The sequence below is a fragment of the Halosegnis rubeus genome (assembly GCF_009184545.1).
Taxonomy (GTDB): Archaea; Halobacteriota; Halobacteria; order Halobacteriales; family Haloarculaceae; genus Halosegnis; species Halosegnis rubeus.
The window spans coordinates 372,854-391,947 of record NZ_QJOW01000002.1 but is presented as its reverse complement, the minus strand read 5'-3'; the positions used below and the strand labels follow the sequence as shown (position 1 = coordinate 391,947).

The window sequence follows — 19,094 nt, the reverse complement described above, 5'->3', positions numbered from 1 at the left end:
GAGAGACAAACCGGTATGGAACGCACCGCACTCGTGACGGGTTGTTCGTCCGGTATCGGGCGGGCGACGGCCGAGGCCTTCAGCGAGGAGGGCTGGACCGTCTACGCGACCGCGCGCGACGACGCTGATCTCGCCGGTCTCGACGCCGAGACCGCGGCGCTTGACGTGACCGACGACGCGGACGTAGAGCGCGTCGTCGACCGCGTTATCGAGGAAACCGGCCGCATCGACTGTCTCGTCAACAACGCCGGCTACGGCCAGTACGGCCCGCTGGAGGACGTGACGACCGACCAGCTCACCGACCAACTCGACGTGAACCTCGTCGGTCCCCACCGGCTCGTGCGCGCCGTGCTCCCGCACATGCGCGCCGCCGAGGAGGGAACTATCGTCAACGTCTCGTCGGTCGCCGGCCGGGTCGCCCCGCCGGGCGCCGGCGCGTACGCCGCCTCGAAGTTCGCGCTCGAAGGCTACTCCGACACGCTCCGCAACGAGGTCGCCGGGCTCGGCGTCGACGTGACGCTCGTCGAGCCGGGACCGGTGGAGACGCCGTTCCGCGACCGCGTCGATCAGGAACTCGACGCGCTCGCGCGCACCGACGACTACGAGTGGGTGTACGAGATGCAGGAGGACGCGGGGCTGCTCTCGGGGTCGGAATCGCCGTTCGCCGCCACGCCCGAGGAAGTGGCCGCGACGGTTCTGGAGGCCGGCGTCTCCACGAACCCGAAGGCGCGGTACGCCGTCGGTGGATTCGCCAAGGCCCTGTTGTTGAGTCGGTTCCTCCCTGACGGGCTCCGTGACCGCGCCAGTGCGCTGTTCAGAAAACTATGAACACGGCAGTCACCGCGACGTACGCGATTCACGGGCTCGTCTGTGTCGTCTTGCTCGGAGTTGCGGTCGGCAACTACCAGACGACCGGTGACCCGCTGAGTGCCGTCGCCCCGGTCCTGATGTCGATTCTCGTCGCCGGGCTGGGCGTGACGGTCGGGCGTGTCGTCAAGCGACGGGATTAGTCGAGACAGGCCGCGACGACGCGAAGCGGGGCCTCGCCGTGGACCTCTTGTGCGAACAGCGGCACCCGCTTCACGTCGTGCCCGCGGAACAGTTCTTGTGCCTCCGAGAGCGCGCCACGCTGGACCTCCCAACGGCGCTGACAGAACTCGCAGTTGTTGAGGTCCGGTGCGACGAACCACTCGGCGTCGGTGTCGGCCACGTCCGTGAGTGGCTGCATCACGCGGTTCACGACGACCGTGCCGACCGGGATGTCGAACTCGCCCAACTGCGAGACGAGCCGCTTCGACTCGGTGACGCTCATCGACTCGGGAATCATGACGACGCGGAAGTCCGTCTTCGCCGGGTCAGTGAGCACGCCGCGGAGCCGTTCGACTTTCGCCGAGAGGTCACGCAGGCTGTCCATCCCCTGTTCCATCTCGGCCTCGCTCGGGCCGTCGCCGCCGAACATCCCCGTGATGGACCCCATCATCCCGGACATACGCTCGCGCAGCGACAGCAGCTTGCCGACCATCGAATCCATCACGTCCGGCAGTTCGAGCAGTCGGAGGGTGTGGCCCGTGGGAGCGGTATCGACGACCACGCGCTCGAAGCGGTCGTCGTCCATGTACTGCAAGAGGAGTTGGAACGCAGCGGCCTCGTCGGCACCCGGCATCGAGCCGGGCTGCATCGGGTTCTCGCCGCCGAGCAGTTCGCCGAGTCCGCCCATCCCGCCCATGCCGCCAGCGCCGTCCGCACCCGCGCCGCCGAATGGACCGCCCTCCAGATTGTCGGGGTCGATTTCTGCACCGTACAGCGGATGTTCGTCGTCGATACGGCCCGGCGTGGCGGGTACCTCACGGCCCAGCGCATCCGAGAGGGAGTGGGCCGGGTCAGTGGAGACGCACAGCGTTGCGGTTCCCTCACGCGCCGAGGAGAGCGCCGTCGCGGCGGCCATCGTCGTCTTGCCGACGCCGCCTTTGCCGCCGTAGAGGACGTATTCGGGGGCATCGACCGTCGGCGTCACCGACTCGACCGCCTCAACGTCGATTTCGCTCATACCCGCGGTCGGTGGGCACAGGACATGGGCCTTGTCCATCGGACGCGTGGCCGGCACGGTTTTAATCCCGGCCGCGTCAGGTCGAGTATGGACAGCGGCGACGAGTTCGACTTCGAACACCTTCCCACGTCGGAACAGTCGTTCGAGAACGCGCTCGCGAAGGCGCGTTCGGGCGACCGACTCAACGTCGACGACGCCATCGAACTGTTCACCACCGGCTCCGCTACCGAGGGTATCGACCCGCGCCGGAAGGAACAGGTGCTCGAAGCCGCAGACCATCGTCGCCGCGAGATGGTCGGCGAGGAGGTCACCTTCGTCGCCAACCTCAACAACAACGTCACCACCGCCTGCAACACCGGCTGTCTCTTCTGTAACTTCAAGGACACCGCCGCGAACTTCGAGACCGACTCGAACGCCGACCACGCCGGCTTCACCAAGACGCCGGCAGAGTCACGCGCCGCCGTCGAGGCCGCCCTCGACCGCGGCGTCTACGAGGTCACTTCCGTCTCCGGGCTCCATCCGGCCTTTGCGCTGAACGAGGAGCACCACGAAATCCTCCGGAGCTACGAGAAGCCCGACAGCGAGGTGAACTACAAGCCGCCGGAACGCTACGACACCGACCCCGGTACCTACGTCGAGCAGATGGAGGCGATGAGCGTCGGCGGCGCACACCTCCACTCGATGACGCCCGAGGAGGTGTACCACGCCGTCCGCGGAACCGAGTGGTCCTACGCCGACGCCTACGCCGAGCTCAGGGAGGCGGGACTCGCCTCCGCGCCCGGCACCGCCGCCGAAATACTCGTCGACGAGGTGCGCGAGGTGCTCTGTCCGGGCAAGATGGACACGCGCGCGTGGCTCGATGCGATGCAGGGAGCCGACGACGCCGGACTCTCGACGACGGCCACCATCATGTACGGCCACATCGAGAACGAAGCACATCGTGCCCTCCACCTGAAGCGCGTGCGTGACCTACAGGACCGAACCGGCAACATCACCGAGTTCGTCCCGCTCTCTTTTGTCCACGAGACGACTCCCCTGTACGAGCGGGGCATCGTCGACGGAGGAGCCTCCACCAGCGAAGACGAGCTAATGATCGCGGTCTCGCGGCTCTTCCTCGACAACATCGACCACATCCAGTCTTCGTGGGTGAAGTACGGCGACACGCAGGGGTTGAAGATGCTCTCGTGTGGCGCAGACGACTTCATGGGGACGATTCTCTCCGAGGAGATCACGAAACGCGCCGGCGGCGACCACGGCGAATTCCGCTCGTTCGCGGACTACGTCGAGATGATTCGCGCGGTCGGCCGCACGCCCGTCGAACGGTCGACGGATTACGAACAGCGCCGACGCCTTCCAGAGACGGGACCGTACGGGCCGAAGCTCGGTCCACGCGCCGACGGAACGCCGATACTCGATACCGGAAGTACGACTGCGGCGTCGGGTGCAAACGCCGACGACTGATTATATACGATCACGCACCAGCCGGCGCATGTAACGGAGTCGACTCGCGCGCGCCGAGGCGGGTGTGTGACCGACCGCGCGAGAAGAGCAGGTCGCCTGTTAGCTACCGAGAACGGTTCGATAGCGGTCGCCGGCGGCGGTGTCGGCGGCGAGTTCTGACTCGATGCGAGGGGAGAGCCAGCCGTCGTCGATGAATCGCTCGTACACCGGGAGCCGCTCGCGGAGTGGGACACCGCCGGCGTCGGCCACGGATTCGAGTTCGCGCAGCGCCGGCCACGCGTAGTCGGGGTTGATGTGGTCGTCGGTCACCGGCGAGACGCCGCCGAGGTCGTCGATGCCGCAGTCGAGGAGCTTCGCGACCGGCGCGAGGTTCGGCGGCGACTGGATGCTCACCGCCTCGGGGAGACACGCCCGTGCCATCGCCGTCGTCTCGCGCATGATGTCCAGTGCGGGCGCGGGGTCGCTCCACCGCTCGTTCGGCGTCACCGGCTGGACGATTATCTCCTGAATGTGGCCGTACTGCTCGTGGAGGTCACGGATTGCGAGCAGACTCTCCGCGCGGTCGCGGCGCGTCTCCCCGATGCCGACGAGGATGCCGGTCGTGAACGGCACGCCCAGTTCGCCGGCGACACGGAGCGTGTTGAGCCGCTGGCCCGGCGACTTCGCACGGGGGCCACCGTGTGCCTGTACGTCGGCCGTCGTCTCCAACATCACGCCCATCGAGGCGTTCAGGTCCGCGACCAGCTCCATCTGCTCGTACGTCTGGTCGCCGGGGTTCGCGTGCGGGAGCAAGCCGGCATCGAGTGCCACCTCACAGGCGGCGCGCAGATACGCGTGGATGGAGTCGTACCCCCACGCATCGAGCTGGTCGTGAATCTCGGTGTAGCGGTCGTCGGGGTCGTCGCCGAAGGTGAACAGCGCCTCGGTACAGCCGGCGCCGGCACCGCGTTCACAGATGTCGCGTACCTCTTCCAGCGACAGCAGCGTCGCCTGTCCGGGCGCGTCGTAGTAGGTGCAGTACGTGCAGGTGTAGCGACACGCCGTCGTTAGCGGGAGGAACACGTTGCGCGCGAAGGTGAGTTCTGGCGCGCTCGCTACGTCATCCGGCGTCGTCGCGAGCAGCGACTCGACCGCGGTCGGGTCGATATCGACCGTCACGTCGTACTCGTCGAGGCCGGAAATCACGACAGATGGTGACGCCTCTGTGAGCAAAAGTGTGCGGATGCGTGCGGAACGAGGAAATGGACGCACCGAACCAGTGACAGTCAGGGTGCCCTCGACCGGCAGTTCCGGATCAGCGCGACCAGCGCGAGCGGGACTCGCGCACTTGTAGGTACGGCGTGCTACGGTAAAATGGTTACTCCCTACGTGGTATCAGTCCCGGCCGTCCAGACGGAACTGCGTCCGTCCGTCGGTGGTCTCGGCTCGACCGCCGCGGTCACGAAGCCACGCTGGCGTCTCCCTCTCGCCGTGCAGGAGCACCTCGACGAGGTCCGCCGGCTCGTCGATATCGACGCCCAGCCGGTAGGAATCGACCGTTGCAACCGTCGCGCCGACGGCGCGCGCTCGCTCGCGGTGGTCGCGCACCGAGACGCCGTGATAGTCGGTTTCGAAGTCGCCGTCGCGCACGACGAGCGCGTTGGTTCCGCCACCGAGCCCGGGTGCGACGACGACGTCCGCGTCGGTGTTGAGCAGTCGCGCGATCGTCTCACGGCGCACGAGCGGCAGGTCAGCCATCACGACCGCGGTGGGTTCATCGCCGAGTCGTGCGTTCACGGCCGTCGTGAGCGGCCGTTGGTCGATCTGTGTCGGAACGGGCGTCTCGACCGGCGCGTTCGCGACGACGACCGGTTCGTGGTCGGAGAGGGCCCCAAGCACGTCGGCGAGCATCGTCTCAGCGAGAGTACGACGCTCTGCGGGCGAGAAGAGCGAAGAGAGCCGGCTTTTCGGGTCTCTCGCCCCGAACGGGACGAGCACGCGCATCTATCCGAGCTTGTCGTAGCTGTCCTGCTGGGAGCGCCAGTAGAGGACGCCACCGACGAGCAGTCCGATTACGACGAGTCCGGCCACCCCGTAGAGGATGAGCTGGTTACGGTTCTCGGTGCTCTGGTCCTGTTGGGCCTGCTGTTCGGCGTTGTTCGCGAACGTCACGGCAGAACCGAACTCTTCGTTGTTGTACGCCTCGATGGCGTTTTCGAGAGTCGTCTGCGCTTCGTTCCCGGCGTCGGTCCCCTCGATGGTTTCCTGTGCGGTCTCGATCGCCTCACGCGCCTCCTGTGAGTCGGGCGTGAAGTGGTGGACCGAGCTGCTGGAAAGCGCCTGGCTTGTACCGCCCGAGCGGACGAGCCGGAACTGCGCAAGCGTGTACGTCTCTGCGGGGTCGAACTGGTAGGTCTCGACCGCGGGCGTCGTGCCCTGTACCTCGACGGTGACGCTGTTCGTCTCCGCGGAGCCGGAGTCGATGTCGATGCTCGCGTCGAACTCGCTGCCGTCGTACGACTGCTGATCGATTTGGTTGCCGGCTTGGTTGTACTTCGTCACCGTCCACGTGACGCTCGTGAGATTCGTCTGTCCGTTGAGCGTCCACGACTCGTAGTCGGTGTACAGCTCCGTGAACGTGTAGGTGGCCGTCACCTCGGTGCCGACCTCGGTCTCCTGTGGGACGCCATCGCTGGTAGTCTCGACCGCCGCCACCGCGCCGACGGCGACAGAGAGGACGACCAGCGCGGCGACGACCGCGCTAGAATAGCGGCTCAAGTTCATCTTCGTCGTCTTCGACGAGTCCGTATAAGTTCTCTTCGCTCTCGTTTTTGATCTCCTCGATGTTATCCTGTGCCTCGATTGCGACCTGCTGGAGCTGCTTGATGCGCGGTACGTCAGTCACACCCGACAGTAGGATGACGCCCGCGACGAACCCCGACTCCGAGACGGGGTAGTCGCCGCCCCGCACCTCCATCGAGCCGGTCTGCTCCTCGAGCCACTTCCGCCCCCGCTCTATGCCCTTTCGGTTGAGGTACTTCGGCGGACCGGACATGACGAGCAGCGCACGCTCCGTGCCGTCGATTTCACACGGGAGCGTGAGCCGCCCGAGTGCAGCCTTCCGAACGAGCGACGTGATGCGGTTCGTGGTGTTGGCGACGTCGAGGTCGTCCTCGTCGCCGCCGCCTTTGAGGCGTGAGAGCAGTCCACTGGAAGACTGGTTTTCGACCTCCTCGGCGGCGTAGCCGACCGTCGAGACGCCGCCGCCAGAGAGCGTGTTGATAATCTCCGAGGAGTCGACGACCGACTCGGCGACCTCACCGCCCGGCTCGATTTCACCCGCACCGAATAGGATGCCGAACCGCTTGACGATCTCTTCGTTGATTTCGTCGTAGCCGCTCTCGACGGACTGGCCCGTCTTGCGCCAGGCGTCGTTGTCGAACACCATGAGGTTGTCAACCTCGCGGACGAACGTCTGGAACGAGCGGGCCGCGTTGAGCGTGTAGATGCCTCCCTCGTCCTGGCTCGGCAGGATGCCGAGACCGTAAACAGGTTCGGTGTAGATGCGCTGGAGATACTTCGAGAGAACCGGGGCACCGCCCGACCCGGTTCCACCGCCCAGACCCGCGAGCACGAGGAACGCGTCGACCTCGTGGACGGGAATCGAGTCGATAGCGCCCTGTACCTCGTCGATGTCCTCCTCGGCAATCTCGGCCCCGAGTTCGTTGTCGGCCCCGACGCCGTGCCCTTTTACTCGGGCCTGTCCGATGAGAACCCGGTTTTCCTTCGGGACGTGTTCGAGTCCCATGAGGTCGGCCTTCGCGCTGTTGACGGCCACAGCCGCCCGGACGATATCGCTGCCCGAGCGCTTGTCGTACTCGAGGAACTTGTCGAGTACTTTTCCGCCGGCTTGCCCGAAGCCAATCATTGCGAGTTTCATTCTCTTGGCTATACCCGGACTCGCGCACTTGATAAGCTTTCGCCCGAGAGCGAGGGTCGATAGACGGTTTCAGACACCGCCATACCCGTCACACCCGGCGATTATTCTTCGAGGTCGGCGTCGGAGACGCCGAGATACGACTGGAGCGTCGTCAGCTCCGAGACCTCCCAGCCGAACGTGTCCACGTCGTTGTCCTGTGTCGTGTTGTCGAACTTCAGCGACCGATACTGGTCAGACCCCATCGGTGCACCCGGGACCAAATCCAGCATCGACAGCCCGATGCCGGCAAGCGCCATCGGCACGGGCAGGACGGAGACGGGCTTGTTCTTGGCCGCCCACGCCAACTCGGCAACCTCCGCCAGCGTCAGCTTCTCGGGACCGCCGATCTCGTAGGTGCGACCGGCGTGGGGGTCGTCGTCGGACTCGCCGACGCGGACGATTGCCTGCACGACTTCGTCTTCGTCGTCCTCGGCGTTCGGCCCCGTCATCGTCCCTTCGACGCCGTCGGCGATCATCTCGACTAACTCCTCGACGAAGATGGGCTGGAAGCGGGTCTTGCCGGCACCCGGCAGCGGCGTCAGGTACGGCGTCGCTAGCTTCCGCGTGAACGGGACGAACTCGCCGCCGTCGCCGAAGACGACCGACGGTCGGTAGATGACCCAGTCGCGGGTCGACCCCTTGATGACCTCCTCGGCTTGTCCCTTCGACTGGATGTACGCAGTCGGCCCGTCGGGGTCCGCGCCGAGAGCCGACAGCTGGACGAATCGCGACACGTCGTGTGCTTCTGCGGCCTTGACTGCGTTTTCGGTACCGCGGAGGTGCACCTCAAAGTGCACCTCGTCGCCGCCGTCCGGCTTGAACAACGGCGACAGCGCGACCAACTGCACCACGCAGTCGACGCCCTCGAAGTGCGGTTCGATGGAGTCGTAGTCGGTCACGTCACCCTGTACCGTCGCCACGTCGCCGTCGAAGTCGGCCTCGCGGGGATTGCGTGCTAACGCGGTTACCTCGTGGCCGCGAGCCGCGAGGGTGTCACAGAGATACGAGCCGACGAAGCCGGTGCCACCAGTTACCAGTACGTGCATACTCCCCCGTACGCGCGAACGGAACCTAAAGACTCGCCCGTCGACGCGGTTCCCCGGTGTTGATGTGTCGGGCCGACGACCACCAGGTATGCTCATCACGCTCGAAGGAATCGACGGCGCGGGGAAGACGACGGTCCTCGAAGCCCTCTCCGACAGTCATCCCGAGGCCTGTACCACGCGGGAGCCGACCACCTCGTGGTACGGCGACGCCGTCGACCGCTCCATCTCCTCGCCCGACTCCGACTCGCTGGCGGAGCTGTTCCTGTTCATCGCCGACCACGCAGACCACCTGTCGCGGGTCGTCGAGCCGGCACTGGATGCCGGCGAGCTCGTCATCTCCGACCGATACGTCGACTCGCGTATCGCCTATCAGGGCGCGGCCCTCAACGGAGAGGTTCCCCGTCCGATGGAGTACATCCGCGGAATTCACACCGCGTTCACGCGGATGCCGGACGCGACGATTTACTACGACATCGACCCCGAGACAGGCGCAGAGCGCGCCGGCGCGACCAACAAGCTCGAACACGCCGACTTCCTCGCGGACGTACACGAAAACTACGAGCGACTCATCGACCGCGACCCACAGCGGTTCCACCGCATCGACGCTACCCGGTCGCCAGAAGCTGTCATCGACGCGACCGAGGACGTGCTGGAGTCACTCCTGTAGATACGGCGCGAGCAGCTCGCGCTCGTGAAACTGCTCGGGCAGCGACTCGAACCACCGCGCGTCGAGAATCTCCCCGTCGTGGACGCCGAGCGCGTCTGCGCCGGTGATTTCCCCGTCGGCACGGGCATCGAAGACGGCGTACTCGGCGGTGAACCACTTGTCTCCGTCCTCACCGCAGTACTGCTGGTCGAGCACCACGAGCGGCTCGCCGACCTCGGCGTCCAGTCCCGTCTCCTCACGCACCTCCCTGCGTGCGGCCGCGCGCGCCGTCTCGCCGGCTTCGACACCACCACCGGGGAGAAACCACCCGTCTGCCCACTCGTTTCTGACGAGCGCGAGCCGGCCCGCTGAATCGCGGACCCGTGCCGCGGCCGCTCGTCCGGTTCCCTCGACGGCCCACGATTCCAGTTCGGCGAGTCGCGACGCGGGGAGCCGGAGCGTCTGTGGCTGTCTGGGCGCGTCCCTCACAGGTTGTCGGGCACCTCCACTTCGTCGGGGGATGGTTGCCAGAAGTAGTCGAACGACATCCCGAGCGCGAGGGGCACCAAGACGGTGAGTCCGAGCACCGTCGCCGCGCTCCCGAGATTCGGTCCGAGGCCCGCGCCGCCCATCACGAGCACGAGGATGACGAGCACGAGCGGCGTCAACAGCACGGAGTAGACGATTGGTCCCCACTGGGTGTTGAGTTGGACGCGGAAGAACCGAGTGAGCAGCGCCGCGACGACGCTGTTCACCCCGAGAATGATGAACAACCCGACGATATCGACGGCCGAAACCATACCTCGGGTACGGGTGGGAGGGGTTTGGGTGCTCCGCTCACGTCCGACGGGTCAGCGCCGTCACCGCGACTGCGACGAGCAGCGACGGGAAGCCGGCCTGTACTAGCGTGGGGACGTAGCTACCCACGTCGAGCGAGCCACCGCCGCCACCACCTGACAGCCGGAGGCTCAGGATGAGCACGACGAGCAGCCCCATCACGAGAAAGCCGACGAAGTTCCCGACCGCGGCCGTCGCGCTTGCCGGACCGATTGCGTCCCCGAGCGACTCGTCGACGTGGAGCGTGACGGCGACGGCGACCACCGGCCCGACGAGCGCGGCAAACAGGATGACGACGAGCACGAACAGCCCGGAGAACAGTTGGCTGTCGCCGCCGCCGAGCGCGCCGATCATCAGATAGCCGGTCAGTCCGATACCGACTCCGAGGATGGCGAAGACGGCGAGGATGACGGCGAGCGGTCGGGGTCGAATCGGGATGTCGCTGCCCGCGTCGGGTGCTGACTCGCGCCGGTCTGCCGGTTCGTCGTGTGACATATCGCCACGGACACGGGGACGGACAAAAGTGTTCGCCGTCGTGCCGGGAACGCCGACGCTTTGCCGGTGGGCGCGTGAGAGACGGTAATGAGAGACGAGACGCTCGTGGAGTGGCGCGAGTGGGGCGAGGAAGCGTTCGCCGAAGCCAGGGCGCAGTCGAAGCCGCTGTTGCTCTCGCTGTCGGCGTCGTGGTGTGTCGCCTGCGACGAGATGGACCGCACGACGTACGCCGACCCGCGACTCGCGGGCCACCTGAAGGAGAGCTTCGTCCCCGTGCGCGTGGACGTGGACCGCCAGCCTCGCGCCCGCGAGCGGTACAACATGGGTGGGTTCCCCTCCACCGTGTTCTGTACCCCCGAAGGAGAGATTATCACCGGCGCTGGCTACCTCTCGGCCGACGGGCTGCGGCAGGCAATCGACACCGTCCGGGAGACGTGGGACGCCAAAGGGACCGAGGCCGGCCGCATTCCCCGCGCGCTCCAGAATCCCGACCCGCCGCGCGGAGCGGTGACCGCCGAAATCGAGGCGCACTTCGTCGAGCAGGTCGCCGAGGCGTTCGACGGTGAGTTCGGCGGCTGGGGCACGGACGCGAAGTTCCCGCTCCCCCGCACCGTCGAGTTCGCCGCCAAGCGCGACACCGAGCGTGCGAGTCGCACCCTCCAGGCGATTCAAGCGCATCTGTACGACACCTACGCCGGCGGCTTCTACCGCTACGCCACCAACCGAAACTGGGCGGGCGAAATCCACCGCGAGAAGCTCACCGACGAGAACGCCGCGCTCGTGCGAGCCTTCGCGACCGGCTATCTCCACACCGGCGAGGAGTCGTACCGCGACACCGCCCGCGGCACCATCGAGTATCTGACGACCGACCTCTGGACCGGCGACGCCTTCGCCGGGTCACAGGCCGGCGGCGACTACTACACCCTCGGTCCCGCCGAGCGCGAGGAGGCCGACCCGCCGGCCGTCGACGAGACGGTCTACGCCGACCGGAACGGGCTGGCCGCCAACGCGCTGTTCCGATTCGCCGGCTACACCGACGACGAGCGCGCCCGCACCTACGCCGAACGCGCTATCGAGCACGTCACCGACACCCTCGTCTCGGACGGCGTCGTCGCCCACTTCGACGGACCGGACGCCGAGTCCGGTCTCCTGCTCGACGGGGCGCGCGTCCTGCTCGGGTTGACCGCCGGCACGCAGGCCACCGGCGAGGCGTCGTATCTCGACACCGCACGCGAAATCGCCGACGCGCTTCGGGCCCGGCAGGCCGACGACGGTGCCTTCCTCGACGGCCCGGCGACGGGTATCGGACTACTCGACCGCCCGCTGCGTCCCCTCGACGCGAACATCGAGTTGGCGAACGCGCTCATCGACCTCGCGGTGCTGACCGGCGAGGCGTCGTACCGCGAGACGGCCGGCGAGACGCTCGAGGCCTTCGCCGGCGCAACAGAGCGCATGGGCGCGGACGTAGCCGAGTACGGTGCCGTCTGTGCCCGTCACGTCTACGACCCGCTCGTCATCGAGACGCCCGAAGCGGGAAGCGACCTCCACCGCGCGGCGTGGCGCGTAGCCGACCACGAGAAGGTGGTCGTCCCGAGCGGCCGGTCTGACGCCGTGGTCGTGCGCGGCGGCGAGCGCTCGGAGCCGGCGGTCACGCCCGATGAACTGCTGGAACGAGCCAGCGAGACGCGTCCGGAGTCCGTCCTCGGCGAGTAAGCAGGTAAACGAGGCGAGTGTTTTTCTCCTCGGAGGGGAATACCGGACAATGGCAACCCTGCGGGATTTGGGCCTCTCCGACTACGAAGAGCGCGCCTACCGGTCGCTGCTCGACGCCGGGCCGACAACGGCAAAGGAGTTGTCGGCGACGAGCGACGTACCGATGGGGCGCATCTACGACGTGTTGAACAGCCTCGACCAGCAGAGTCTCGTCCGGTCACAGACCGCGAGCCGCCCCAAGAAGTACGCTCCCGTCGAGCCACAGACTGCGCTCGACCGCCTGCTCGACGCCAAGAAGTCGGAGCTCGCCGCCCAGCGCGAGCAGTACGAGTCCATCGTCGGCGAGCTACAGGGCGAACTCGAAACCACCGACACGCCCGACGAGACGTTCTGGACGGCAGCCGTCGGGACAGAGGAGACGGCCGAGCTTCTCGTCGAACGGCTCGGCTCCGCGAGCGAGGAAATCGTGATGTGTCTCTCCTCACAGACCCCACAGCTGTTCGACATCGACCGCTACGGCGAGACCGTCCTCGATGAACTCGTCGCCGCGCTCGACCGAGGCGCGACCGTCAGGCTCTTGCTCCGCCGGAATCTCGTGCCGGCGCTACCGGAGGCAATCGGCGTGCGCTACCGCGAGTCGCTTTCCGACCACGACCGGTTTCAGGTCCGGACCAGCGACGACATCACGGGGACGTTCACTTTCGTCGACGCCGTCGAGACGGTCGTGGAGGTGCCACATCCGCTCGACCGGTCGGCGACCTTCGGCGTGATCGACCTGACGGACCGCGAGTTCGCCGGCTCGCTCGCCGACACCTTCGAACCCCGGTGGACGGAGGCCGACCCACTCTCCATTTAGGTGTCGCGCGCGACCAGATTCGCGACCGTCCGGCCCGCGATCGCTTGCGTCTCCATCGTCGACGCCACCGACTCCATCGCGTTCACGTAGTAGAGCCCGTCGGCGAGTCGAAACGGCGGTGTCGGCGTCTCCGGGTCTAATCGCGGGAACGCCCGCCAACTCACTTCCTCCATTTCGTCGACGGACGCGAACAGCGACTCCAGCAGCGTCGGCGTCGGCGAGCAGTCGCCGGCACAGGTCGGCGTTCGCCACGTCGAGCGTGTAGGTCCCGCTGCCCATCCCCGTCAGCGCGACCAGACAGGCGAGAGCGTTCAGCGTCGGGTCCTGTCCGTAGATAGTGCGGGTCGTCCCGGCGACGAGTTCGTCGACGAACTGGGAGCCGACACCGTGGTCGATCAGAAACTCGCGGCCGGACTGTGTGCACACCTCGCCCAGGCCGACCGCCTCGAACAGGCGTTCGGGCGTCTCGAAGGCCGTCTCGGCGTGGTCGTAGATGGCGTCGAACCGATCGGCGACCGCCTCGGCGCGCGCTCTGCGTGGCGAGAGCCCGTATCGAGTGAGGAGTCGAAACAGCGTCACCGGCTCCGTTCCTGCCGTCGTGAGCGGAAACCGACGCCCGTCCCAGACGCCGGTGCGCTCGGCTCCGCGGCTCACGGGCCGGCGCTGGAAGCCGAAGCGGTCGACGAAGGAGTCGATACAGCGGTTCCGCTCGTGGATGTGTTTCCCGCCGGCCTCGAACCGTCGACCGCCGACGGAGACGGCACGGAGCCGGCCGCCGACGCGTTCGCTCGCCTCGTACACGTCGGCGCGCGCTACGTCGGCCCGCTCGCGCAGAAACCACGCCAGCGACGCGCCGCCGATGCCGGCTCCGACGACAGCGACAGCCGGCCCCGACTCGTCTCGTGGCAGGTGCTAATTTATTCGACGAGAGAGCGAGTGAAAAAGACTGCGTGTGTGTCTCGTCAGTCGTCGCCGTTCAGCTCCGCGCGAAGCTGGCCGAACTCGGCGACCCGCTCCGCGTGGGCGTTGTGCTGGTGGATAGACTCGTCGTTCGACTGCACCATCGTCAAGACGGTATCGTCGGGGAGGTCGAGCCGGTCGACCGAGAGCTCGGCGAGCGAGCGCACGCAGTCCTCGACGAACTTCGCGTTCGCGTGGGACTCATACGTCATGTGGTCCTCGTCGGGGCGCTTGGCGTAGTTGTAGATGCGCGCCGACATCGAGTCCCGGGCGATGTCGATGAGATCGTGGAGTTCGATGTCGGGCGTCCCCGGCGTCTCGACGGTGAGGGTAGCGTGGCCGCGCTGGCTGTGGCCCGGCTGTGGCACCTCATCGAGGAACTGCTCGATGACCTCGCCATCGACGCCCATCCTGTCGAGCGTCTCGCGGGCGCGCACCTCGCTCATCCCCTGTGAGCACGGACAGACCGTCATCCCGACGACGTGACAGCCGATCTCCTCGTGGGTACCGTCCTCGTCGGCCGTCGCACCGGCGATGATGTCGGCGGTCGCCTGGGTCTGGCGGCCCGATGCCGGCGTCTCCTCGCGGATAACGTACTCGGCTTCCATGTTGACCTCCGCGCGGGAGGTGTAGTCGTGTTTCTCGAGCAGTCGCTCCGCCACGTCCCCACACACGTCCTCGACCCGGTAGGCCGGCTGGTCGAGCGCCTCCTCCAGCATCTCGTCGACGACTTCCATGTTGCGGGACATGTCGATTCCCTTCCGCCACTTCGGCAAGTCGACGTACGCCTCGAACTCCGCCATCAGGACAATGGGTCGTTCCTGTTCGCGGTCGATCTTCACGAGCTTCTCCACCCCAGTGACGCCGACCCGATTGAGGCCGACGCTTACGTCCGGACTCGACGCCTGCACGTCCGGCAGTTGCTGACTCATTGCGATAACAAAGGACGGGACCCATTTACGGGTTTCTACCCCCGTACTCGTTTGTGGGTTTTCTGACTACTCCAGCTTCTCTAAGGCGGCGAAGAAATCCAGCGCCGGACCGACGGTTCGAGTGGGCGTCCGTGCCGTCTGAACCGTCAGCTCCGCGGGCGGTTCCAGTTTCACCCGGGACCGTCCGTCGGCGACGACGTACGCCGTCTCCGCGTTCGACACCCGGACGGAGATCTCGTCGCTGGGGTCGATAACGAGCGGGGGCATCGCGCCGTCGGCTGCCATCTCGGTCACGACCAGCCCGTCGGCCCGGGGGTGGACCACCGGACCGCCCTCAGAGAGGTTGTACGCGGACGACCCCGTCGGCGTCGCGACGATGAGTCCGTCGGCGTGTGCCTCGGAGTACGTCTCCCCGTCGAGTCGCACTTCGATGTCGACTCCGTGGCCGTGGCCGCGCTGTGGGCCGAGCACCGACACCTCGTTGAGCGCCGGCGGCAGGTCGATGCCCTCGCCGGCGGCCTGCACCCGCCGCAGTTCCCGGTAGCTCGCCTCACCAGCGCGAATCGCCGCGACCGTCTCTGCGACGACCGCCGGCGCTTCCTCGGGAGCGAGGGGGTTGAGGAAGCCGACTTCGCCGAGATTCACGCCCAGTATCGGCGCGCCGTCGGTGGTCCGAGCGGTGTAGAGGAAGGTCCCGTCGCCGCCGATGGAGACGACGAGGTCGTACTCGCACATCGCCGATGGCTCGACGCCGTCCCGGTCGAGTGCGCTCGCCGTCTCCGTGTCGAATCGGACGGTCGCATCGAGGAGACTGTCGAGGTCGGCGGCGAGCCGGACCGCTCGGTCGTTGCCGCGTTGCGCGACGACACCAACGTGCATCGTCGGCGGTTCGCCCGGCCCGCCGATAAGCGTCACGGCCCCGAGGCCACACTTATCTCTCTGCGTCGGGAACAGAGAGATATGTGCGGACAGGAGGGGGGAACGTGAGCGAAGACGCCGAGGAGGACGACTGGTTCGAGTCCGACTCGGGCGACGACGAGTCGGACGAACTCGACTGGCATGACTGGGAGACCGACGACTCGGACGGCGAGGAGTCGACCGAGCCGTCAGACAAACCCGAGGAAGCGAGCGACGCTGACGGCGGCTCGTTGACCGCCGGCTTCGACGACGTATCGGACGCCGAGTTCGCCACCGACGCCGGCGATGAGTCGCTGGAGCAGGACGCCGAACCGGCGACCCCAGAGCCGACGGGCAGCGACGATTCCGCCGAGCCCGACGACGACTCCGGTGGGCTCGGTAGTTCGGAGTTCTTCGGCGGGGAGTTCGGCGCACCGGAGATGCCGAGCGACGAGGAGATGGACGACCCGTTCGCCGAGGACGACGGCGACGACACCGAAGAGTCACTGGAGGCGACGGGCGGCACGGAGTTCGACGAGGAGTTCGAGTCCGAGATCCCCCGCATCGACATCGGTGTCACCGGGCTCGACCAGATGATTCAGGGCGGCGTGCCCGCCCGCTCGCTCATGGTCGTCATGGGGTCTGCCGGGACCGGGAAGACGACGTTCGGGCTCCAGTTCGCCAATCGCGGGCTGGAGAAAGGGGAGAAGGCGGTGTACATCACGCTGGAGGAGACCCGCGACGCCGTCATCGCCGCCGCCAGCGAGAAGGGCTGGGGCTTCGAGCAGTACGCCGCGGACGACGATCTCGCTATCGTCGATTTCGACCCCATCGAGATGGCGAATTCGCTGTCCTCCATCCGAAATGACCTGCCCCGGCTCATCGACGATTTCGGGGCCGAACGGCTGGTGCTCGACTCCGTGTCCCTGCTGGAGATGATGTACGACGACCAGGCGAAACGGCGGACCGAGGTGTTCGATTTCACCAAGTCGCTCAAGAAGGCCGGCGTGACGACGATGCTCACCTCCGAGGGGAGCGAGGACAACCCGTACGTCTCTCGCCACGGCATCATCGAGTACCTGACCGACGCGGTGTTCGTCCTCCAGTACGTCCGCTCGGAGTTTCAGGAGACCCGACTGGCCGTCGAGATTCAGAAGATACGAAACGCGAACCACTCGCGCGAGACGAAGCCGTACGAGATTACCGACGACGGGATTTCGGTGTACCAGCAGGCGAACATCTTCTGAACCTTTTTCCACGGCGGGTCTGCGACCCGCCGGCAAAAACGTTCATGAAAAAGACACGTCGGGCCTCCAGTCGCTGGCCGGAGGCCAGCGGTAGTCGGCCCTCGGTCCTGCGGCTCGCTCTGCTCGCCGCAGCGAAACGCCTCCCACTGGTCGGCGTACACTGAACTGACCGCAACCTCGACAGCGACCACAACAGCACAGCGACACACCACGACCGCACCACACCAGCACAGCAATCGCACGGCCGTCGCGCCGGACGGAAAGCCCCTTGAGGAGTCCACTCCGAGTCGAGGTATGAGCGATATCGACCTCGACGCGGCGAAGTACGAGAAACACCGACAGGCCGGCGAGATTCTCGGCCAGGTGCGGGATGAGGCCGCCGAGCGAACGGAAATCGGCACCGGCTACCTCGAAATCTCAGAGTGGGCCGAAGACCGCATCCGCGAGCTCGGCGAACAGAAGGGCGTCGACGCAAAGCCCGCCTTCCCGGTGAACGTCAGCGTCGACCACGAGGCCGCCCACGGGGCCGCCGCGCCCGACGACGACCGCACCATCGGCGAGGAGATGGTGAAACTCGACATCGGCGTCCACATCGACGGCTGGCTGGCCGACACCGCCGTCACCGTCGATTTTACCGGCGAGACCAAGTTGGTCGAGGCCGCAGAGCAGGCGCTCGATGCAGCCCTCGACCTCGTGGAACCGGGCGTCCACACCGGGGAGGTCGGCGCGGAAATCGAGTCGGTCATCGACGGCTACGGCTACAATCCCGTCGTGAACCTGACGGGCCACGGGCTCGGCCACTGGGACCAACACACCGCGCCGAACATCCCGAATCGCGCGGTCGATAGCGGGACCGAGCTCGAAGTGGGCGACACCGTCGCCATCGAACCGTTCGCCACCGACGGCGGCGGAAAGGTCACACAGGGCCAACAGGAGGAGATCTACTCGCTCGAGCAGGAGGCGTCGGTCCGCAACCGACAGGCGCGACAGGCGCTCGAACAGATTGTCGAGGAGTTCAAAACGCTCCCGTTCGCGCGTCGGTGGCTCGACACGTCGCGTGCGAAGATGGCCCTCCGCCGGCTCGAACGGCAGGACGTGGTCCACGGCTACCCCGTCCTACAGGAGGATGAGGGGTGTCTCGTCGCCCAGCGTGAACACACGATTATCGTCACCGAGGACGGGTGTGAGGTGACGACGAGCTAGCGCGCAGATTGTCGGAGGCCGAGGGGATTTACACCCCCGAACCGTACGAGTGGTGTGGAGAATCCGTACGAGGTGCTTGGCGTCGAGTCGGACGCCGGCGAGGCGACCGTCGAGACCGCCTACCGCGAGCGCATCAAGAGCGCACACCCCGACCACGGCGGCGATATGGAGGAGTTCCGCCGGGTGCGTGCCGCGTACGAGACGATTCAGGCCGACGACCTCCCCGCGACGGCCGAGGAACCCGATACACCTGCCACGACGGACGAGGACGGCGACGACGCCGAGCCCACCGGTCCCGGCGAGCGACGCGGGGCACGCCGGCGCACCAGCCCGGACGATGAGGAGCCGGCCGACATCGACTCGACGCTCGACAAGAGCCGCGTCGAGTATCTCAACTACGAGGTGTTCGACGACCACGGCTGGGAACTCACCGACGACGACCTCTTCGAGAAGGCCAGCGACGCCGACTTGGCCCCCGATGACTACGGCCGCCTGCTCGTCCAGCAAAACGAGACCTTACTCGAAGCTGCCGAGAACCGCGGCTTCGCCTGGCCGTACTCCTGTCGCGGCGGAGCCTGCTCGAACTGCGCCGTCGCGCTCGTCGAAGGAGAGATGCCCACCCCCGCGGGCCACATCCTCACCGAGGAGTGGCTCGACCGCGGCATCCGGCTGTCGTGTCTCTCCGCGCCCGTCACCGAGTCCGCGAAGGTCGTCTACAACGTGAAGCAGTTACCCGGACTGGAGGAGCTTATTTTGCGTCCGAGCCGCTTTTCGAGTGCGAGGATGGACTGAGCGC

21 protein-coding genes and 1 pseudogene are annotated in these 19,094 nt (G+C 66.7%); 9 read left to right on the top strand and 13 right to left on the bottom strand.

Annotated elements, in window-relative coordinates:
• The first annotated feature begins 15 nt into the window (after positions 1–15).
• Together DMP03_RS06635 and DMP03_RS06630 are read left to right on the top strand one after the other, a co-directional pair.
• A complete protein-coding gene (locus DMP03_RS06635; RefSeq protein WP_152119913.1) occupies positions 16–828 on the top strand; it encodes an SDR family oxidoreductase in 813 nt (270 codons plus the stop codon).
• On the top strand, positions 825–1,010 hold the full coding sequence (locus DMP03_RS06630) for a hypothetical protein (RefSeq protein WP_152119912.1): 186 nt from the start codon (positions 825–827) through the stop codon (positions 1,008–1,010). Before DMP03_RS06635 ends, DMP03_RS06630 begins: the two co-directional genes overlap by 4 nt.
• Here DMP03_RS06630 and DMP03_RS06625 read toward each other — a convergent pair.
• Positions 1,007–2,047 (bottom strand): ArsA family ATPase, encoded by a 1,041-nt coding sequence (locus DMP03_RS06625; RefSeq protein ID WP_152119911.1) that lies wholly within the window; start codon positions 2,045–2,047, stop codon positions 1,007–1,009. The genes DMP03_RS06630 and DMP03_RS06625 overlap by 4 nt on opposite strands.
• Before the next feature lie 87 nt (positions 2,048–2,134).
• Between DMP03_RS06625 and cofH the strand changes: the two genes are divergently transcribed.
• Positions 2,135–3,508: a 7,8-didemethyl-8-hydroxy-5-deazariboflavin synthase subunit CofH gene (gene cofH / locus DMP03_RS06620; RefSeq protein ID WP_152119910.1), complete on the top strand. Its 1,374-nt coding sequence runs from the start codon at positions 2,135–2,137 to the stop codon at positions 3,506–3,508.
• A gap of 99 nt (positions 3,509–3,607) precedes the next feature.
• Here cofH and cofG read toward each other — a convergent pair whose 3' ends face one another.
• The 5 genes from cofG to DMP03_RS06595 all read right to left on the bottom strand — a co-directional run bounded on the left by cofG (position 3,608) and on the right by DMP03_RS06595 (position 8,512).
• Complete coding sequence (cofG, locus tag DMP03_RS06615) at positions 3,608–4,693, bottom strand: 7,8-didemethyl-8-hydroxy-5-deazariboflavin synthase subunit CofG (protein WP_152119909.1); 1,086 nt, start codon at positions 4,691–4,693, stop codon at positions 3,608–3,610.
• Between the two features lie 189 nt (positions 4,694–4,882).
• Positions 4,883–5,491 (bottom strand): 2-phospho-L-lactate guanylyltransferase, encoded by a 609-nt coding sequence (gene cofC / locus DMP03_RS06610; RefSeq protein ID WP_152119908.1) that lies wholly within the window; start codon positions 5,489–5,491, stop codon positions 4,883–4,885.
• Positions 5,492–6,271 (bottom strand): hypothetical protein, encoded by a 780-nt coding sequence (locus DMP03_RS06605; protein ID WP_152119907.1) that lies wholly within the window; start codon positions 6,269–6,271, stop codon positions 5,492–5,494. It lies immediately after the preceding gene.
• Positions 6,249–7,427 (bottom strand): tubulin/FtsZ family protein, encoded by a 1,179-nt coding sequence (locus tag DMP03_RS06600; RefSeq protein ID WP_172967094.1) that lies wholly within the window; start codon positions 7,425–7,427, stop codon positions 6,249–6,251. Before DMP03_RS06600 ends, DMP03_RS06605 begins: the two co-directional genes overlap by 23 nt.
• Before the next feature lie 101 nt (positions 7,428–7,528).
• A complete protein-coding gene (locus DMP03_RS06595) occupies positions 7,529–8,512 on the bottom strand; it encodes a complex I NDUFA9 subunit family protein (protein ID WP_152119906.1) in 984 nt (327 codons plus the stop codon).
• 88 nt (positions 8,513–8,600) lie between these two features.
• Between DMP03_RS06595 and tmk the strand changes: the two genes are divergently transcribed.
• Complete coding sequence (gene tmk, locus DMP03_RS06590) at positions 8,601–9,179, top strand: dTMP kinase (RefSeq protein WP_152119905.1); 579 nt, start codon at positions 8,601–8,603, stop codon at positions 9,177–9,179.
• Here the strand turns inward: tmk and DMP03_RS06585 are convergent.
• The 3 genes from DMP03_RS06585 to DMP03_RS06575 are packed head-to-tail and all read right to left on the bottom strand — an operon-like array spanning position 9,168 to position 10,490.
• A complete protein-coding gene (locus DMP03_RS06585) occupies positions 9,168–9,647 on the bottom strand; it encodes an NUDIX domain-containing protein (protein WP_152119904.1) in 480 nt (159 codons plus the stop codon). The two genes, tmk and DMP03_RS06585, sit on opposite strands and share 12 nt — an antisense overlap.
• Positions 9,644–9,958 carry a hypothetical protein gene (locus DMP03_RS06580; RefSeq protein WP_152119903.1) on the bottom strand — a complete coding sequence of 105 codons (315 nt, stop codon included), beginning with the start codon at positions 9,956–9,958 and terminating at the stop codon, positions 9,644–9,646. Before DMP03_RS06580 ends, DMP03_RS06585 begins: the two co-directional genes overlap by 4 nt.
• A gap of 37 nt (positions 9,959–9,995) precedes the next feature.
• Positions 9,996–10,490, bottom strand: coding sequence for a hypothetical protein (locus tag DMP03_RS06575; RefSeq protein WP_152119902.1), 495 nt, complete (start codon positions 10,488–10,490; stop codon positions 9,996–9,998).
• Between the two features lie 87 nt (positions 10,491–10,577).
• Between DMP03_RS06575 and DMP03_RS06570 the strand changes: the two genes are divergently transcribed.
• Both DMP03_RS06570 and DMP03_RS06565 read left to right on the top strand, forming a co-directional pair.
• The gene (locus tag DMP03_RS06570) at positions 10,578–12,203 is read left to right on the top strand and encodes a DUF255 domain-containing protein (RefSeq protein WP_152119901.1); all 1,626 of its coding nucleotides are present in this window, start codon (positions 10,578–10,580) and stop codon (positions 12,201–12,203) included.
• Positions 12,204–12,252: 49 nt separating this feature from the next.
• Positions 12,253–13,059 carry a TrmB family transcriptional regulator gene (locus tag DMP03_RS06565; protein WP_152119900.1) on the top strand — a complete coding sequence of 269 codons (807 nt, stop codon included), beginning with the start codon at positions 12,253–12,255 and terminating at the stop codon, positions 13,057–13,059.
• On the opposite strand, the gene DMP03_RS14905 is transcribed toward DMP03_RS06565, so the two are convergent.
• From DMP03_RS14905 to DMP03_RS06550, 4 genes and pseudogenes are all read right to left on the bottom strand, one after another.
• On the bottom strand, positions 13,056–13,232 hold the full coding sequence (locus tag DMP03_RS14905; RefSeq protein WP_172967098.1) for a hypothetical protein: 177 nt from the start codon (positions 13,230–13,232) through the stop codon (positions 13,056–13,058). The two genes, DMP03_RS06565 and DMP03_RS14905, sit on opposite strands and share 4 nt — an antisense overlap.
• A 99-nt stretch (positions 13,233–13,331) precedes the next feature.
• Positions 13,332–13,968, bottom strand: a pseudogene (locus DMP03_RS14580) (NAD(P)-binding protein); the annotation flags it as partial.
• 53 nt (positions 13,969–14,021) lie between these two features.
• Positions 14,022–14,951 (bottom strand): GTP cyclohydrolase MptA, encoded by a 930-nt coding sequence (mptA, locus tag DMP03_RS06555; RefSeq protein WP_152119898.1) that lies wholly within the window; start codon positions 14,949–14,951, stop codon positions 14,022–14,024.
• A gap of 66 nt (positions 14,952–15,017) precedes the next feature.
• Positions 15,018–15,830 carry an NAD(+)/NADH kinase gene (locus tag DMP03_RS06550; protein WP_152119897.1) on the bottom strand — a complete coding sequence of 271 codons (813 nt, stop codon included), beginning with the start codon at positions 15,828–15,830 and terminating at the stop codon, positions 15,018–15,020.
• 104 nt (positions 15,831–15,934) lie between these two features.
• Between DMP03_RS06550 and DMP03_RS06545 the strand changes: the two genes are divergently transcribed.
• From DMP03_RS06545 to fer, 3 genes are all read left to right on the top strand, one after another.
• Positions 15,935–17,095: a KaiC domain-containing protein gene (locus DMP03_RS06545; protein ID WP_152119896.1), complete on the top strand. Its 1,161-nt coding sequence runs from the start codon at positions 15,935–15,937 to the stop codon at positions 17,093–17,095.
• Between the two features lie 294 nt (positions 17,096–17,389).
• Positions 17,390–18,298, top strand: a complete 909-nt coding sequence (map, locus tag DMP03_RS06540) for a type II methionyl aminopeptidase (RefSeq protein WP_152119895.1) — start codon at positions 17,390–17,392, stop codon at positions 18,296–18,298.
• A gap of 54 nt (positions 18,299–18,352) precedes the next feature.
• Entirely contained in the window at positions 18,353–19,090 is a 738-nt protein-coding gene (gene fer / locus DMP03_RS06535) for a ferredoxin Fer (protein ID WP_152119894.1), read from the top strand.
• The last annotated feature ends 4 nt before the right edge of the window (positions 19,091–19,094 follow it).

What these genes read in the sequence shown, in the direction of transcription:
- DMP03_RS06635 (WP_152119913.1), top strand. Translation starts at nt 16, where the DNA reads ATGGAACGCACCGCACTCGTGACGGGTTGTTCGTCCGGTATCGGGCGG.
- DMP03_RS06630 (WP_152119912.1), top strand. Translation starts at nt 825, where the DNA reads ATGAACACGGCAGTCACCGCGACGTACGCGATTCACGGGCTCGTCTGT.
- DMP03_RS06625 (WP_152119911.1), bottom strand. Translation starts at nt 2,047, where the DNA reads ATGAGCGAAATCGACGTTGAGGCGGTCGAGTCGGTGACGCCGACGGTC.
- cofH (WP_152119910.1), top strand. Translation starts at nt 2,135, where the DNA reads ATGGACAGCGGCGACGAGTTCGACTTCGAACACCTTCCCACGTCGGAA.
- cofC (WP_152119908.1), bottom strand. Translation starts at nt 5,491, where the DNA reads ATGCGCGTGCTCGTCCCGTTCGGGGCGAGAGACCCGAAAAGCCGGCTC.
- DMP03_RS06605 (WP_152119907.1), bottom strand. Translation starts at nt 6,271, where the DNA reads ATGAACTTGAGCCGCTATTCTAGCGCGGTCGTCGCCGCGCTGGTCGTC.
- DMP03_RS06600 (WP_172967094.1), bottom strand. Translation starts at nt 7,427, where the DNA reads ATGAAACTCGCAATGATTGGCTTCGGGCAAGCCGGCGGAAAAGTACTC.
- DMP03_RS06595 (WP_152119906.1), bottom strand. Translation starts at nt 8,512, where the DNA reads ATGCACGTACTGGTAACTGGTGGCACCGGCTTCGTCGGCTCGTATCTC.
- tmk (WP_152119905.1), top strand. Translation starts at nt 8,601, where the DNA reads ATGCTCATCACGCTCGAAGGAATCGACGGCGCGGGGAAGACGACGGTC.
- DMP03_RS06580 (WP_152119903.1), bottom strand. Translation starts at nt 9,958, where the DNA reads ATGGTTTCGGCCGTCGATATCGTCGGGTTGTTCATCATTCTCGGGGTG.
- DMP03_RS06575 (WP_152119902.1), bottom strand. Translation starts at nt 10,490, where the DNA reads ATGTCACACGACGAACCGGCAGACCGGCGCGAGTCAGCACCCGACGCG.
- DMP03_RS06570 (WP_152119901.1), top strand. Translation starts at nt 10,578, where the DNA reads ATGAGAGACGAGACGCTCGTGGAGTGGCGCGAGTGGGGCGAGGAAGCG.
- DMP03_RS06565 (WP_152119900.1), top strand. Translation starts at nt 12,253, where the DNA reads ATGGCAACCCTGCGGGATTTGGGCCTCTCCGACTACGAAGAGCGCGCC.
- DMP03_RS14905 (WP_172967098.1), bottom strand. Translation starts at nt 13,232, where the DNA reads ATGGAGGAAGTGAGTTGGCGGGCGTTCCCGCGATTAGACCCGGAGACG.
- mptA (WP_152119898.1), bottom strand. Translation starts at nt 14,951, where the DNA reads ATGAGTCAGCAACTGCCGGACGTGCAGGCGTCGAGTCCGGACGTAAGC.
- DMP03_RS06550 (WP_152119897.1), bottom strand. Translation starts at nt 15,830, where the DNA reads ATGCACGTTGGTGTCGTCGCGCAACGCGGCAACGACCGAGCGGTCCGG.
- map (WP_152119895.1), top strand. Translation starts at nt 17,390, where the DNA reads ATGAGCGATATCGACCTCGACGCGGCGAAGTACGAGAAACACCGACAG.